Source organism: Simiaoa sp., from assembly GCF_051972595.1.
GTDB classification, from domain to species: domain Bacteria; phylum Bacillota; class Clostridia; order Lachnospirales; family Lachnospiraceae; genus Acetatifactor; species Acetatifactor hominis.
Map to the genome: position 1 here is coordinate 16698 of NZ_JBOKRY010000006.1, position 14628 is coordinate 31325.

The 14628-nt window shown below is 46.6% G+C and carries 18 protein-coding genes; all 18 read right to left on the reverse strand.

Annotation, left to right across the window (positions count from 1 at the left end):
- The 18 genes from flhB to fliJ all read right to left on the reverse strand — a co-directional run bounded on the left by flhB (position 1) and on the right by fliJ (position 14623).
- Positions 1–1113 (reverse strand): flagellar biosynthesis protein FlhB, encoded by a 1113-nt coding sequence (gene flhB, locus ACTRDR_RS03500; protein WP_440526176.1) that lies wholly within the window; start codon positions 1111–1113, stop codon positions 1–3.
- Positions 1110–1892 (reverse strand): flagellar biosynthetic protein FliR, encoded by a 783-nt coding sequence (gene fliR / locus ACTRDR_RS03505; RefSeq protein WP_176864098.1) that lies wholly within the window; start codon positions 1890–1892, stop codon positions 1110–1112. The genes flhB and fliR overlap by 4 nt, the downstream gene beginning before the upstream one ends.
- Positions 1893–1904: 12 nt before the next feature.
- Positions 1905–2177: a flagellar biosynthesis protein FliQ gene (gene fliQ, locus ACTRDR_RS03510; RefSeq protein ID WP_440526177.1), complete on the reverse strand. Its 273-nt coding sequence runs from the start codon at positions 2175–2177 to the stop codon at positions 1905–1907.
- A 20-nt stretch (positions 2178–2197) separates the two neighbouring features.
- Entirely contained in the window at positions 2198–3079 is an 882-nt protein-coding gene (gene fliP, locus ACTRDR_RS03515) for a flagellar type III secretion system pore protein FliP (protein WP_440526178.1), read from the reverse strand.
- Positions 3060–3425 (reverse strand): flagellar biosynthetic protein FliO, encoded by a 366-nt coding sequence (locus ACTRDR_RS03520; protein ID WP_440526179.1) that lies wholly within the window; start codon positions 3423–3425, stop codon positions 3060–3062. The genes fliP and ACTRDR_RS03520 overlap by 20 nt, the downstream gene beginning before the upstream one ends.
- Positions 3425–3787: a response regulator gene (locus ACTRDR_RS03525; protein WP_022153909.1), complete on the reverse strand. Its 363-nt coding sequence runs from the start codon at positions 3785–3787 to the stop codon at positions 3425–3427. The genes ACTRDR_RS03520 and ACTRDR_RS03525 overlap by 1 nt, the downstream gene beginning before the upstream one ends.
- Positions 3788–3822: 35 nt before the next feature.
- Positions 3823–5322 carry a flagellar motor switch phosphatase FliY gene (gene fliY / locus ACTRDR_RS03530; protein WP_440526180.1) on the reverse strand — a complete coding sequence of 500 codons (1500 nt, stop codon included), beginning with the start codon at positions 5320–5322 and terminating at the stop codon, positions 3823–3825.
- 2 nt (positions 5323–5324) lie between these two features.
- On the reverse strand, positions 5325–6305 hold the full coding sequence (gene fliM, locus ACTRDR_RS03535) for a flagellar motor switch protein FliM (protein WP_440526181.1): 981 nt from the start codon (positions 6303–6305) through the stop codon (positions 5325–5327).
- 38 nt (positions 6306–6343) lie between these two features.
- On the reverse strand, positions 6344–6862 hold the full coding sequence (locus tag ACTRDR_RS03540) for a flagellar basal body-associated FliL family protein (protein WP_440526182.1): 519 nt from the start codon (positions 6860–6862) through the stop codon (positions 6344–6346).
- Positions 6863–6890: 28 nt separating this feature from the next.
- The gene (locus ACTRDR_RS03545; protein WP_176864086.1) at positions 6891–7721 is read right to left on the reverse strand and encodes an OmpA family protein; all 831 of its coding nucleotides are present in this window, start codon (positions 7719–7721) and stop codon (positions 6891–6893) included.
- Positions 7721–8518: a motility protein A gene (locus ACTRDR_RS03550; protein ID WP_440526183.1), complete on the reverse strand. Its 798-nt coding sequence runs from the start codon at positions 8516–8518 to the stop codon at positions 7721–7723. The genes ACTRDR_RS03545 and ACTRDR_RS03550 overlap by 1 nt, the downstream gene beginning before the upstream one ends.
- A gap of 22 nt (positions 8519–8540) precedes the next feature.
- The gene (locus ACTRDR_RS03555; RefSeq protein ID WP_118537286.1) at positions 8541–8726 is read right to left on the reverse strand and encodes a flagellar FlbD family protein; all 186 of its coding nucleotides are present in this window, start codon (positions 8724–8726) and stop codon (positions 8541–8543) included.
- A gap of 143 nt (positions 8727–8869) precedes the next feature.
- Positions 8870–10576, reverse strand: a complete 1707-nt coding sequence (locus ACTRDR_RS03560) for a flagellar hook protein FlgE (RefSeq protein ID WP_440526184.1) — start codon at positions 10574–10576, stop codon at positions 8870–8872.
- Positions 10577–10654: 78 nt separating this feature from the next.
- Positions 10655–11044, reverse strand: a complete 390-nt coding sequence (locus ACTRDR_RS03565) for a TIGR02530 family flagellar biosynthesis protein (protein WP_118546119.1) — start codon at positions 11042–11044, stop codon at positions 10655–10657.
- Positions 11045–11083: 39 nt separating this feature from the next.
- Positions 11084–11785 carry a flagellar hook assembly protein FlgD gene (locus ACTRDR_RS03570; RefSeq protein WP_440526185.1) on the reverse strand — a complete coding sequence of 234 codons (702 nt, stop codon included), beginning with the start codon at positions 11783–11785 and terminating at the stop codon, positions 11084–11086.
- A 31-nt stretch (positions 11786–11816) separates the two neighbouring features.
- Positions 11817–13178 carry a flagellar hook-length control protein FliK gene (locus ACTRDR_RS03575; protein ID WP_440526186.1) on the reverse strand — a complete coding sequence of 454 codons (1362 nt, stop codon included), beginning with the start codon at positions 13176–13178 and terminating at the stop codon, positions 11817–11819.
- 94 nt (positions 13179–13272) lie between these two features.
- Positions 13273–14148 carry a MotE family protein gene (locus tag ACTRDR_RS03580; RefSeq protein WP_440526187.1) on the reverse strand — a complete coding sequence of 292 codons (876 nt, stop codon included), beginning with the start codon at positions 14146–14148 and terminating at the stop codon, positions 13273–13275.
- Between the two features lie 22 nt (positions 14149–14170).
- Complete coding sequence (fliJ, locus tag ACTRDR_RS03585; RefSeq protein ID WP_176864073.1) at positions 14171–14623, reverse strand: flagellar export protein FliJ; 453 nt, start codon at positions 14621–14623, stop codon at positions 14171–14173.
- Positions 14624–14628 lie beyond the last annotated feature (5 nt).

The window sequence follows — 14628 nt, forward strand, 5'->3', positions numbered from 1 at the left end:
CTATACTTTTCCCTGCAGATGATATACAAATGCCAGAACCTCCGCCACCGCCTGATATAATTCCGGCGGCACAGCCTGTCCCACATCCACATTTGCATACAGCATTCTCGCAAGTGGTTTATTCTCTACTATTTCAATCTTATGCTCTCTGGCAATCTCTTTGATCTTAGCTGCCAGATTGTCCGCACCTTTGGCGATCACAATAGGGGCCTCCGCCACCTCGGGATCGTATTTGATAGCAACCGCATAATGGGTGGGGTTGGTGATGACCACATCCGCCTGGGGAAGGTTCTGCATCATTCTCCGCTGGGAGACTTCCCGCATCTTCTGCCGGATACGTCCTTTGACCTGCGGGTCACCTTCCTGCTGTTTATATTCTTCTTTAATCTCCTGTTTGGTCATCCGCATGTCCTTACTGAACTTGTACTTCTGATAGATGAAGTCCGCCGCAGCAATGATCATGTAGATCAAGGAGATCCGGATACCTAGGTCTGTCACTGTCTCGCCGATCAGAGCGATCGCCTGGGTCAGATCCATGTCATATAAGGTATACAGTATCGGCCATTTGTCCTTCAGGTAATTATAGCATATGTATATGATCAGTCCAATCCTCAGCAAAGATTTGATCAGCTCCACCACGGAATTGACGGAAAAGATCCTCTTGAATCCGGAGACCGGACTCAGTTTGGAGAATTTGGGCTGCATCGGTTTGCCCGTGGGATGCCATCCCACCTGCACCACATCGCTTAAAAAGGCTACCGCAAAACCTATCAGTAATATCGGTGCCATAATGATCACCGATTCCAGCATCATATCGCGAAATGCAATATTTGCATCCGTCTGTGGCATATTTCCGTGCCAGAAGGTTACGACTTCCGGAATCTTTTCATAAATCGCGGAAAACATATTTATGAACTGGTAGCCCATGTGTCCCACCCATAGTTTCAATACCAGAAACACAGCAAGGAGTCCCAGTCCGTTGGCGATCTCACGGCTTTTTGCTACCTGACCTTCTTTTCTGGCATCTGTCAGCTTTTTCTCGGTAGCAGGTTCTGTTTTCTCTCCGCCCTGTCCCTCTGCGGCAAAGAATTGCAGATTGTATTCTAAGCTCACATCATACCTCCGATAAAGGACACCACCATCTTCTTCATCTCCTGATAGACAAAATCCGCTGCTCCCGGCAGCATTCCCGCTGTCAGAAACATTGCTGACAGTCCCGTCAGCACTTTCAGCTGAATGCCGACTGCGAACATGTTCATCTGCGGCGATACTTTCGCCAGTACACCTAAGATTGCATTCAGTAATAATGTTGCACAAAAAATCGGCAATACAATGCGAAAGCCGATCATGATATAGTCATTCATAAATTCGATCATGGACTGTAACAGGCTGTCTGCGTGGAACACCACGCCGTTCACCGGGATCAGCACAAAGCTGTCTGCCAGTGCCCCGAACAGGTAACGGTACATTCCGGAAGCGATCAGCATCAGCATAAATGAATACTGATACAGTACACCGGTAATACTGGTGCTCTCTCTGGTCGCCGGATCCATCAGTGTCGCCATGGAAAGTCCTGTCTCCATATCCGCGATCGAACCGGCAAAATTAACGATTGCCATACAGATATTTGCGCCAAAGCCGATCAACAGACCGGCGATTGCCTCTTTCATAACAATCACGGCATATTCCATTACCGTGTCAAACACCACTGCATCCACCGGTGTCAGTGTCTCATAGAGCAGAATTGCCGTAAATGCGCTGATACCGATCCGTATCCTGGCAGGTGTATCATTCATTCCGAAATAGGGAGCGATATACACAAAGCAGGATACCCGGACAAAAATCAGTAGAAAATATTCAAGATCGTATATGGAAAACGAAAAATCTATCATGTAGTCATCCCATCACCTGTGTACATACTGGCTGAAGCTTGACCAGAGCTGCACGGTGTATTCCACCATGGTATTCATCATCCAGCTTCCCAACAGGACAAGTGTCAGAAATATTGCAATGATCTTGGGTACAAATGTCAGTGTCTGTTCCTGAATGGATGTCACTGTCTGGAAAATACTGATGACCAGGCCAACGATCAATGACACTAAAAGCACAGGAAGGGATACCTTGATGATCACATATAACGCATTATTTGTCATTTCCGATACTGCATCAATCGTCATAACAAAACCTCATCTCCCGGTTAATAGAATGTCTGCACCAGCTGTCCTATGATCAGTGCCCAGCCGTCAGCGAGAACAAATAACAGTATCTTGAAGGGCATGGAGATCGTCGTAGGCGGCAGCATCATCATACCCATGCTCATCAACGTGGATGCAACTACCATATCGATCACGATAAAAGGAATATAGATCGTAAATCCGATCCAGAACGCAGTCCGAAGCTCACTGATCATAAAGCTGGGAACCAACACGGAATTGGGAATGTCATCCAGTGTTCCATCCCACTCCAGTCCTGCAATATCCATGAACAGCTCTACATCTTTCACCTGTGTCTGGGGATACATAAATTCCCGCAAAGGTGCCATACCTTTTTCCAAAGCTTCACTCTGATCTATTGTACCTTCCTCAAAAGGCTGTATCGCTTCTTCATTGATTCTGGTAATGGTAGGTTCCATAATGAAAAAAGTCAGGATCAGCGCCAGCCCGATCAGAATCTGGTTCGGTGGTGCCGTCTGCGTGTTCAGGGCAGATCTGGTAAAATGCAATACAATAATGATCCTCGTAAAAGAGGTCATCATGATGATGATCGTAGGAGCCAGTGCAATCAATGTCAGGGTGATAAGAATCCGCAGTGCTCCGTTGATCTGTCCGTTACCGTTATTGTAAGTAATGCTGACCGTGTTCGCAGTGTTCAGACTTCCCACCTCTTCCGGTGTGGTAGCCGTTCCTGCCGGATTGATCACGGTAGATACCTCGGTATCCCCCGTCAGATGACGTTCTGTCGCATGTACCTTCACCGGGATGCAAATACACAATATGCCCACCGTGACCAGCAGGCATACCATATAAATAGTCATCTTTAATTTTCTGTCGGAATCAAAATCAATGATCTTTCTCTTCATTCTCTTTCTTCGCCGCACGTTCCAATATCTCCCGGAAGCCGGAAGTATTTTCCAATGTTGACATATCCTTTAGTTGTTCTGCGGGAATCTCTCCCAGAGTCGTCACAGCATCCTTGCAGACCGCAACAGCAAAATAAGTCTCTCCCACCCGGATCAACTGAATGTATTTATTGTTGGCGATCCGGGCGGTCTCTCTTACTTCAATATTGCTTTCCACTCCCTGTTTTTTCTGGTATCCTGCGATCCATTTTGTCACCCATGCGGTTACCGCCAGTACTGCCACGAAGATCAGCAGTACTGTAATAAACTGGGCATAACTGTCTGCTTTTCCGGTGAGTATGATCATTAACCCACTACCTTTTTCACTGCTTCGATAACACGTTCTGCCTGGAAAGGTTTTACGATGAAGTCTTTGGCACCTGCCTGTATGGACTCGATAACCATCGCCTGCTGACCCATTGCGGAACACATGATCACCTTAGCACCTCCGTCGATCTTCTTGATCTCTTTCAGTGCCTGGATGCCGTCCATCTCCGGCATGGTAATATCCATAAGTACCAGGTCGGGATTTACTTCCTTGAACTTCTCCACAGCCTTCAGTCCGTTCTCTGCTTCTCCGGCAACATTATATCCGTTTTTGGTCAGGATGTCCTTGATCATCATCCTCATGAATGCTGCATCATCACAGATTAAAATATTCTTAGCCATTAATTTTTCCTCCGTTTATTTGGTCTATTCTCTGCTTATTTTATGATCTCCGTAATTCTTACGCCAAAGCTCTCTTCGATCACAACCACTTCGCCCTTGGCTACGAACTTGCCATTCACCAATACATCGATCGGTTCTCCGGCGATACGGTCGAGCTCTATGATCGTTCCCGGCGAGAAGTCCAGAATATCAGATATGGACTTTGTCGTCCTTCCGAGCTCTACGGTTACCTCCAAAGGTACATCTTTGATCAGGCCAATGTTCTCCTGCCCCGTCATTCCCGTATTATCATTGGAAAAGCTCTGGAACTGCGCGGGCTGTACATTCACATTCTGTACATTCTGTCCAGGCATTCCCATCATGCCCATCTGATTCATCATGCCCATGCCATTCATGTTACCCATCTGGTTCATGCCATTCATACCCATAGGGGTGTTGCCCATAGGATTCATGCCATTCATGTTGCCCATTTGGTTCATGCCCATCTGGTTCATTCCCATCTGACTCATGTTCATGCCGCCCATTTGGTTCATACCGTTCATACCCATAGGGGTGCTGCCCATCTGGTTCATTCCCATGTTACCCATAGGATTCATGCCCATCTGGTTCATACCGTTCATATTCATGGAACCCTGCTGTCCCATGCTGTCCATACCAGGCTGAGTCATATGATCTGTTGTGCCTGCCATAGCAGCACTACCCTGCATATTTTGTTCGGATGCACTGTCCTTCACCTGTGTGGGCTGCTCTTCCGCTGTTCCATCCAGGCTGCTCATCTGGGTATTGATAAATGTCTCTACTAACTTTTTTGCAAAGTCAATCGGGTACAGCTGCATAATAGTACTGTCCACCAGATCATCGATCTGCATCCGGAACGCGATTTTTACAAAAGTGCCACCAAGGAACGGAGAGATTTCTTTGCCGTCCTTTACTTCCGTCAGATCGAAAAGAGACGACTCAGGCGGGCTGATATCAATGACTGTCTGCAGCAGTGTGGAAAGTGAAGTTGCCGCAGATCCCATCATCTGATTCATGGCTTCAGAGATCGCACTCAGATGCAGTTCTCCCAGTTCTCCGTCTGTATTGGTGCCGTCACCGCCCATCATCAGATCAGTGATCACCTTTACATCATGTTCCTTCAGCACCAGAATATTGGTGCCATCCAGTCCCTGGGTATATTTGATCTGAATAAATACACAGGGCTTTTCGTAACTATCCAGCAAGGTATTCCATGTAGCCAGTGTAACCACCGGTGTGGTAATATTTACTTTGCGGTTAACCAACGAATATAATGTAGTGGCGGAAGAACCCATACTGATATTGGCGACTTCACCGATGGCATCCTTCTCCACATCAGTCAGTACCTCTCCGTCTCCGATTGTCGGTTTCGTGTCTGTCACATATCCGTTGTCATTATTGTCAGCCGTGCTGCTCTCCGGTGCAGGCGCCGCCGTGTCACTGCCATCCGCAGTGTCCGACAGATCCATGCCTTGCAGCAGGGCATTTATCTCATCCTGAGATAACATCCCATCCATCGTTACTCCTCCTCTCTGATCACCGATGTGATCTGAACAGCATACGAGTCTCTCTCCGTGCCGGGCAATGCCGTGAACTTCCTGATATTACCCACATACACATCCATGTCGGCATCGACTCTGGAATCCAGTCTGATACAGTCGCCCACCTGCAGATTTAGGAAATCATTCACCGAGATCGTGCTCTTACCCAGCACGGCCTTAATGGGAACATCCACTCTGCGGATCATGGACTCAATGTAATCCTCGTAGTGTTCATCATGATTCTCCTGCATTGTGGAGAACCAGTATTTGGTGTTCAGTTTATCCATCACATCTTCCAGCGTAAAGAAAGGAAGACAGATATTTATCATTCCTTCGACATCCCCGATCTTCATATTCAAAGTCACGATGGCGATCATGTCGCTGGGTGCGATCACCTGTGCGAACTGGGGATTCGTCTCCAACCGGCTTAAGACCGGTGAGATCTCAAGAACATTTTTCCAGGGTTCCCGCAGGAGCTGAGTAAACATAACCAGAAGCTTCTGTAAAATTGTCAGCTCTATGTCCGAGAAATCTCTGCTTTTTTCCAAAGGCTGTCCACTGCCTCCCAACATACGGTCCAGCATGGCATAGCACAGGTTTGTTGCGATCTCTATAATAATATTGCCGTTAAGCGGCGCGAAATTAACAATACCAAGTACTGACGGATTTGACAGTGCATTGGAGAATTCACTGAATGTAACCGTTTCCGAACTTGCCACCGTTACCTGCACATTTTTGCGGAGATATACCGGAAGGTTCGTGGAGATCAGACGGCTGTAATGTTCAAATATGATCTCTAACGTCCTTAAATGCTCTTTGGAAAACTTGGTAGGACGGCTGAAGTCGTAATTCTTGACCTGCTTTTCATCCTCGCCCTGGATCTGGTCCATGTCCAGATCCCCTTCCGATAACTGCTTCAGAAGGGCGTCAATTTCGTTTTGCGAAAGTATATCGCTCACAGGTCCTCACCTCCTATCATCTTATTTTTTGTGTCTCATCAGCCAAATTTCACTCCGCTGATTGCGACCTTATAGATGAAGTCGGATTGGAACAGATCCTGGATGGATTTCAAGATTTCTTCTTTCAACCCTTCCATGTCCTCACTGCACTCTTCTTCTGTATGTGCGGAGACAGTAGCCGTAATGGCATCCTTGATCAGATTTTCATAACCGGACAAGGTATCGCTGCTTCCATAGGTCTTATAATCTTTGCTCTTCTTATTGATGGACAAAGATACATCGAACATGATGTAATCCTGCTTGGCACCTGGATCACACTTTAACGGAATCGTCATTGTATCGGAAATGTTATATACTTCCGTATCGGTAAGAGACACATTTGCTGCGCTCTCTGCTCCGGGTACCGTCAATTCCAGATTCATGGCTGTGGTGATATTATCCACCAGCTGCGCGGTTTTTTTATTGGTGCCTACAATGCTTATCAGCATGACGCTGGTCAATACGATATTCACGATCAATAATGCCAGGATCAGCACCGTCATCAGGTTTTTCTTCATTTTTTTATACTTCCTTTCCCTCTCCGTATTAATTTACTGCGGAAGGATTATATATTCTGATCTCTACACGTCTGTTTTTGCTGCGCCCCTCATCGGTAGAGTTATCGGCTACCGGAGTGCGATCCCCCATTCCTGCATGTCTTAAGTTAGAAGGATCCAGAGATGTATTCTCTACCAGATAGTAGAACACTGACAATGCTCTGGCGCTGCTCAGTTCCTCATTATCTGCAAATTTGGAGTTGTGGATGGGAACATTATCCGTATGCCCCTCGATCTCGATCACTGCATCGCTGCCGTAACGCTCTAAGATCACGCCCACTTTATCCAGTACCGGTTTGGACTGATCCTTCAGTACTGCACTGCCCGAATCAAATAGCAGCGCGCCTTTCATGGACAGTTGTACATACTGTGCCGTAAAAGATACATTGACCTGATCTGCCAGACTATTTTCATCTATTGCTTCCTGCACTGTCTCGGAAAGTTCTTCATTACTTTGCAGGTTCTTCTCATTCAGAGCCTCTTCCAGAGCGGCTGCACTTTCATATTTTTCGTAATTGTCGGAATCCGTCTCGCTGTCTGCATTTCTTCCGGCATTACTGATATATTCATCGAGATCGTTCAATTGGCTGACGCCGTTGCTGATCAGTATTCCCTCACCGATGGCCGTAGAGCCGGCATTAAAAATACTAAAAGCACTGCTAGACATTGCCGCAGCCATTGCATTCCATTTATTGGCATCAATAGATGACATGGAAAACAGCATGACAAAGAAGCACAGCAGCAAATTCATCAGGTCACTGAACGTCGCCATCCATGCCGGTAATCCTGCCGGTGGATCTTCTGGCTTACGCTTTGCCATTAAGCTTCACCCCCTGCTTCCGCTTCATCATCTTCACTTGTTCTGTCCTTCGGAGGAAGGAATGATTTTAATTTTTCTTCAATGACGCGGGGATTTTCTCCTGCCTGTATGGACAAAAGACCCTCGATCATAACTTCTTTCTGCTGCATTTCTATCGCATTATCCGCTTTTAGTTTATTGGACACCGGTATACAGATCCAGTTAGCAAGCAAAGATCCGTACAAAGTCGTGATCAATGCGACTGCCATAGCAGGTCCCAGTGTGGACGGATCATCCATATGATACAGCATATCTACCAGACCGATCAGGGTACCGATCATACCCCAGGCAGGACCCATGGCTGCCAGTGTATCCCAGAAGCCAATCGTATCTTTATGTCTACCCTCCACGCTGACCAGCTCCGTCTCCATAATCGCACGTACCAATTCAGGATCGGTTCCATCGACGATCAAAAGAATTCCTTTCTTCAGAAAAGGGTCATCCAGGTCGGCTGCTGCTTCTTCCAACGAAAGCAGACCTTCCTTACGTGCCACATTGGAAAGCTCTATGATCTTACCGATCATATCCGAAGTATTCAGTGTGGGCGCTTTGAAGATCAGTGTGAAAGATTTCAAACCAGCTATGTAATTCTGCAGACTCATGGACATGAGAGTACAGGAAAAAGCTCCGCCAAAGGTGATGATCGCAGAAGCCGGATCCAGATATTCACCGAATCCTCCCACACCTGCGGAACTTATGATACCAAATACCAACATGAATAATGCCAGCAATATACCGGCTAAAGATGCTATATCCACTTAAATCACCTGACATTCTGCATTATCTTGCAAAAATATCCTTTCTGTATAATATTACAAGATTTTTTATTTCTTGTCTACTTTCTTTTACAATAATTTTTTTTCCAGTGGTCAATGTCAGCACTGTATCCGGGGTCTCCTCCACCAGTTCAATCAGGTCCGGATTCACCAATACCCTGACTCCATTGATCTTCGTGACTTCGATCATATTGTTTCCTCCTTCTCTTCCCTTCGTATCTGACAGGTTTCCTGCTATGGCATAGTACTTTTTTCCCTTGATGTTTTATATACGCAAAAGGGACAGGTTTCTATCCTATCCCTTTATGCAGTCAAATTATTTTTTACGATTTCTTAACGCTTCAGATTGGTCAGTTCCTCAAGCAGTGTATCGGATACCGTAATGATACGGCTGTTCGCCTGGAAGCCTCTCTGTGTGGTGATCATCTCGGTAAACTCGGAAGACAGATCCACGTTACTCATCTCCAGCTGGCCGGTAGACATATATCCGCCGCCTGCAGTGATATCTACGCCGATACCATCGAATTCACCGGAGTTCAGTGTTGCGGAGTAGAGGTTGTCTCCTTCCTTCTCCAGACCGGAAGCATTGGCAAATGCTGCGGTAGCGATCTGACCTAACAGCTTGGTCATACCGTTGTCATAGCTTGCGTAAATCATACCATCCTTCTGGATGGATACACCGATCATATCTCCCAGACGACGTCCGGTTCCCAGTCCGTCCAGGTCTCCGCTGGTAGCACCGACAGTGGAGGTACCCTTATTATCGTAGTTAGTACACTCGGACAGGTCAATGGTGATATTGGAGAAGTTACCCATTGAAGCTGGGAAATTCAATGTTGTGGAAAGATTTGTCGTGCTGTTGTTGATACTCTGCAATTTACCACTATCCTTATCAAATACAACCTTTGCACCATCAAACTTTCTTCCGGTCATCGTAAGTTCTTCGTTCTTGGCTTTCGGCAGAATATCATCTCCCGTCATGTTCTTGGACATATTTTCCAGCATTTTCTGCACAGTGACCTGACCGGCTTTTCCCGTAGTATACAATTTTAAAAATTCATCCGTAGAGCCTTCATAACCATATGCCTTGGCAATGGCATCCAGATTCTTTTGTACTTCTTCTGCTTTATCTTGATCGGTTATGAGTGCACCGTTCTTAAATATTTTATCAAGTGCTGCTACTGTTTCCGGCGGTGTCGCTGTTGTCTGCAACGTTTTTGTAGCATCATCCCATTTATAGGAGTCTGTATTTAATGAAAGCTTCGAGCTTAAGGTCTGTTCCAGGTTCTTCTCTCCGAATGTAATACCTGAGATATCCATTTCCTTTCCGGTAGAATCCAGAATCTTATTTAATTCCAGGCTGTATTCATTGGTCTTGTCACCGCCGGACTGCTTAAAGGTGAACTTTGCAGTATAGCTGTAACCTCTTGCATCGAAGAAGTTCAGGTTGACTGTCTTACCGTTGGCACTGGTCACATCCTTATCGTTCTCATCCAGAATACCGGAAATATTCGCTTTTGTGGTAGCCTCAGGGGGATAAGTCATATTCGCAGAACTCATAATACGCAGTGCAGTTACAGTATCCTGCTTGATGTTGCCTGTGGTCTTATCCACGCCCCAACCCATAACATTGTAACCGGTGCTGGTCATTGCCAGGTTACCGGCACCATCTACATAGAAAGAGCCGTCTCTGGTGAAGAAATTCTCGGAGCCGTTGCTGACTACGAAGAAGTTGTCTCCGGTGATCATGATATCAAAGGGGTTACCGGTAGACTGTGCGGAACCCTGCGTGGTAATGGCAGTGTTAATAGCACCTGCCTTAACGCCCAGACCGATCTGTTTGGCATTGGTACCGCCGACACCGGTGGTGGCGTTGGCACCGCTGGCCTTCTGTGTGGTCTGGCTCATCAGTTCACTGAAAGTCATGGAACTGGATTTGTAAGCTGTTGTGTTGACGTTGGCAATATTATTACCGATTACGTCCATTCTGGTCTGGTGTGTTTTCAGTCCTGCTACACCAGAATACAATGATCTCATCATAGTGCTTGTTCCTCCTGTGTTCGGAACCGTACTCTTTCTCTGTCATTCAAAAGAGTGTAACCTCCGTTAAGGTCCGGTCTACATAATTACGGCTCCGTTAATATTTGTAAATACATTTTCTTCGGTCTCTCTGCTGTCCATCGCAGTGACTACGGTCTTATTGGGTACATTCACAATAAATGCCAGATCGTCCACGATCACCAGAGAATCCCTGATTCCCTTCTGTCCCGCTTTTTGCGCTCCGTCGTTCAAGCGTTCCAGCTGTGCATCGGTCAATTCAATGCCTCTGTCTGCCAGCCGCACCGTAGCATGTTTGGAAAATTTCAGTTGCTCGTTACTTTTGCTCTGTAAGATTTCCTGGAATGATACCAGATTTTCCTGTGCTGCTTTTACGGTCTTACGACTGTTGTTTAAATACTGATTTGCCAGCTGGTCAATGGACAGAAAACTGTTTTTCTGAATATCCATATTCAAACACCCCTCTGTGTCAGCCGCTTACTTACTGTTCTATGCTTCTTCGGTACCCTCTGTCTTCTCCGTACTCTCGGAATCCTTTTCTTCGGCTTTTTCTTCCGCCTTACGGATCTCCTTCAGTCTCTCGATGTACTTATTCAGACTGGTTACGGTATCTTTGGCCAGGAAGGATTTCTCATAATCACTCATCTTGTTGTATTCCTTCTCCAGCTCATCAATGCTCTCACCATCCGTAGAATCAATGCCGTTTACATTAGGAAGCTTGTTCAGCTTTACCGTAAAGTTATATGCCTTGTTATACGCATCCAGATAATTCGCATCCACAATGGAATCCAGATCATCGATGGAGTACTTCTTCTCATTGATGTAGAGGTATGCTTTGTTGTTCTCATAGGACACATAATCTACTCTGCCCTGTACCAGTTTGGTATCTCCGGAGGATGTGGTGGTCTTGATGTAGACCTCCTTGCCTACCAGTGCGCTTGCTCTCTGTAAGTCCATGCTGCTGGACATATTCTGCATCTGCTCTACCTGTGAGAACTGTGCATACTGGGATATGTACTCGGTGTTGGATGTTGGTTCCAGAGGATCCTGGTACTTCATCTGCGCTACCAGAAGCTGTAAAAATGCTTCCTTGTCCATTCCGTCTTTGCTTGATTTTGTAGATTTTTTCACAGAAGTCTGGGATGCGGTTTCTACGATCTTGCCGTTTTCTACGGGTGCAACTAATGCCATCTCTTTCTCCTCTCGTTGTTTTATCTGTGTCTTATGCGGTGAAATCCACCGTATTGCCGTTCGCCGACATCATGTCTGCCGTGATCCGGTCTTCTTCGGTCTGCGGCTCTTCCTCCGCAAATGCTGTATTCAGATTGATCCTGCGGGTACGTCTTTTGCCTACACCGGCTTCTGCTTCCCGGCTGCCGCTGCCATCTCTGCCCTGTTCCAAGTTCTGTTCGAATTGATGGGTCTGTACCGTAACTTCGATGGCTTCCACTTTAATGCCCTGCTCTGTGAAGTTTTCCTTCAGCTGAACCATCTGGCTCTCCAGTGCTGCCTTGACCGTCTCATTTTCTGTGATGAAGTTTGCCGTGACCACACCGTTCTTGGCTGCCATTTGAATGTGCAGGGTTCCCAGGCTCTGCGGATGCAGCTGCATTTCCAGATCAGAGCTGTCCGGCTTTACGGATACTTTCATGTAATCCATGATCTGACGCATGATATCCTGTGTGTCTACTGGTCCTGCTTCCTCAGTCTGTGCTGTCTGCTGTAACTGTGTGAGGAAATTGCCTTCCTTCAGATTCTGTAACAGAAGATTGCCATGTTCGCCGTTCGCCGCATGTTCCTGTTTCTCACCAAAGTCTCCGGCTTTCTCTCCCTGCGTGTTCTGCGCTGCCTGATTTTCTAAAATTTCCGGCTCCTGCGTCGGGATTGCTGCCTCGCCCGTCTGGGATCCTGCTGCCGTATTCACAACATCATCCATCTCCACGGTGATCACAGGTTCCGCCACAGTCTCCTGTGCGATCCCGGCAACTGTCTGCTGCCATTCTTCGGGAGCCAGCTTCAGGTCTTCCTGTGCCTGTCCCACAAGTTCATTCTGCAGATTCATGATTCCCTTTACATTGCCATACAGATTCTCATCTGTGAGCAGTGCAAATGAATCCTGTGCGCCGCTGATGTTCATAAGGAGTTCATTTAAGCTCGCGGGATCTGTCAGATCCATCTTGGTCATTCCCAGATCATCCATAATTCCCTGCAATTCTTCTTCGCTGATGGAAAAAGTCCCGGTGATCTGTCCGATCAGATTCTGTACAATGGTTCCCAACACTTCCTGCACTTTCTCCAGGTCTTTAGCATCTGTCTTCTCGGTGTCCATTCCTTTGTCATCAGAAGCATGCACGAGATTGTCCCGCTGTCTGTCGCCGTTTTTTAAGGAATCACCTCTTCTGACATCACTGTGATCTGTACGGTTACGGTTATTCGTGCTCGCGTTTGCTGTCTGGGCACTGCTCTGGGTCTTATTCCATACTGCCTGAAAACCGGTTCCCGCATTCTGCTTTGCTGCTGTTGCCATATCCGGCATCTGCACATTGCCACTGTTTTCTACGCCCCTAATTGTCGTTCCTGCCATTTTTCCTCCTTTCCCAAGTCATCCTTTCCCTTTGTCAGGTAATTTGACCTGTAATTATACTACAAATTATTTATCGGAGCTTTTGCTTAATTTCTTAAGATTCCGGATCCATAATTTTTGTGATCTTTGCTGCTACTTCAGAATCCATAGCGCCTAAAATAGCACCTCTGTCATCTGCACTCATTACCTTCAGTATCCGTGCCGCCAGATCCAGATTGTTGGTCATCTTTTCAAAAATGGCCGCTGCCTGCTTCGGCTTCATGGACGAATATGCCGCTGCATAATCCTGCACTTCTTTACTCTCCTGCAGTTGGGTTACTACCTGCTTATAGATATATTCTGCGGTTGCAGGATCCATGGATTCATAATATTTCTTATACTCTTCCGCACCCGGTCCCTTGTCGGAATAGACTACTTCGTCATAGAATTCCTTTTGGATACGCTGGAATTCCACCTGCTGATCCTCAAATTCTTTCAGTCGTAAGACTTCGGCTTTCAGCTGGTCCAATTCCTCATCTTTGGCTGCGGATGCTGTCTGTGACTGCTCTAACTGTAACTCCAGACTCTTGATCTGATCCACTGCATCCTGTAAGCTGGTATAGCCACCGTAGGTGCTTCCATCCGTAGTCTCCGTAATGGAATTGCCGGGAAGTATTCTGTTAAGCACCGGAACATCTTTTAAAATAGGTGTCACCACAGAGCTTCCGAATCCGCCGATATCCAGCTTGATGACTGCACAGATCACAGCAATCCACAGAATTACAATCAATATGGTTGCACCGAACGTAAGCAGGCTGCTGCCTTCGCTCCCGTCGTCTAAAGCATCTTCCTGCTTTGCGATCTCTTTTGCCCGGCGTTTTGCTTCTTTACGCTGCGCCTGCTGCTCTTTTTTCAGTTTTTTCTTTTCTTCCGCCAGCTGTTTTCTCTCGTTGTCCGTTGTCTGTTCTTCCGGAGTCTTTTCTCTTGCCATTTAAATTCTCCTGTTGTCTTGTTTACGCCTGCCTGGTCTTCTGCCCGTAGGTATAACTGGTCAGTTCATCGATTGCCTTGCTTTCCGCATGATTCTCTTCCTGTAAAAATGCCTCGAAGGCCTTTTCCCGCAGTGTCTCATGCATTTTTCTCTCTTTCATGGCTTCTGCCATACGTTCTCTGGCAGCCTCCACATTTTCTTTGGCCTTTTCCACCCGGATTGTCTGCGTCGCCACAATACTGTCCATTTTAAGCAGTGCTTCTTTGTTCTCTTCAATGGCACGCAGATCCAGTTTTCCATTTAAGAGACCCGCAGACTGTGCTTCGTACTCTCTTCTGCGTGCTTTCAGCCGTTCCAAATGTTCGATTTCCACATTTAATGCCGCCTGCGCCGTTCCGAATTCCTGCTTTGCCTGCGTTTCCATTTTTTCTTTGATATTCAGAATGTTCTGCAGGGAGTATCTGAACTTTGCCATTTATC

What these genes read in the sequence shown, in the direction of transcription:
- fliR (WP_176864098.1), bottom strand. Translation starts at nt 1,892, where the DNA reads ATGATAGATTTTTCGTTTTCCATATACGATCTTGAATATTTTCTACTG.
- ACTRDR_RS03560 (WP_440526184.1), bottom strand. Translation starts at nt 10,576, where the DNA reads ATGATGAGATCATTGTATTCTGGTGTAGCAGGACTGAAAACACACCAG.
- ACTRDR_RS03570 (WP_440526185.1), bottom strand. Translation starts at nt 11,785, where the DNA reads ATGGCATTAGTTGCACCCGTAGAAAACGGCAAGATCGTAGAAACCGCA.
- ACTRDR_RS03520 (WP_440526179.1), bottom strand. Translation starts at nt 3,425, where the DNA reads ATGATCATACTCACCGGAAAAGCAGACAGTTATGCCCAGTTTATTACA.
- fliQ (WP_440526177.1), bottom strand. Translation starts at nt 2,177, where the DNA reads ATGACGATTGATGCAGTATCGGAAATGACAAATAATGCGTTATATGTG.
- ACTRDR_RS03575 (WP_440526186.1), bottom strand. Translation starts at nt 13,178, where the DNA reads ATGGCAGGAACGACAATTAGGGGCGTAGAAAACAGTGGCAATGTGCAG.
- ACTRDR_RS03525 (WP_022153909.1), bottom strand. Translation starts at nt 3,787, where the DNA reads ATGGCTAAGAATATTTTAATCTGTGATGATGCAGCATTCATGAGGATG.
- ACTRDR_RS03580 (WP_440526187.1), bottom strand. Translation starts at nt 14,148, where the DNA reads ATGGCAAGAGAAAAGACTCCGGAAGAACAGACAACGGACAACGAGAGA.
- fliP (WP_440526178.1), bottom strand. Translation starts at nt 3,079, where the DNA reads ATGAAGAGAAAGATCATTGATTTTGATTCCGACAGAAAATTAAAGATG.
- ACTRDR_RS03540 (WP_440526182.1), bottom strand. Translation starts at nt 6,862, where the DNA reads ATGAAGAAAAACCTGATGACGGTGCTGATCCTGGCATTATTGATCGTG.
- fliJ (WP_176864073.1), bottom strand. Translation starts at nt 14,623, where the DNA reads ATGGCAAAGTTCAGATACTCCCTGCAGAACATTCTGAATATCAAAGAA.
- ACTRDR_RS03565 (WP_118546119.1), bottom strand. Translation starts at nt 11,044, where the DNA reads ATGGATATTCAGAAAAACAGTTTTCTGTCCATTGACCAGCTGGCAAAT.
- fliY (WP_440526180.1), bottom strand. Translation starts at nt 5,322, where the DNA reads ATGGATGGGATGTTATCTCAGGATGAGATAAATGCCCTGCTGCAAGGC.
- ACTRDR_RS03545 (WP_176864086.1), bottom strand. Translation starts at nt 7,721, where the DNA reads ATGGCAAAGCGTAAGCCAGAAGATCCACCGGCAGGATTACCGGCATGG.
- ACTRDR_RS03555 (WP_118537286.1), bottom strand. Translation starts at nt 8,726, where the DNA reads ATGATCGAAGTCACGAAGATCAATGGAGTCAGGGTATTGGTGAATCCG.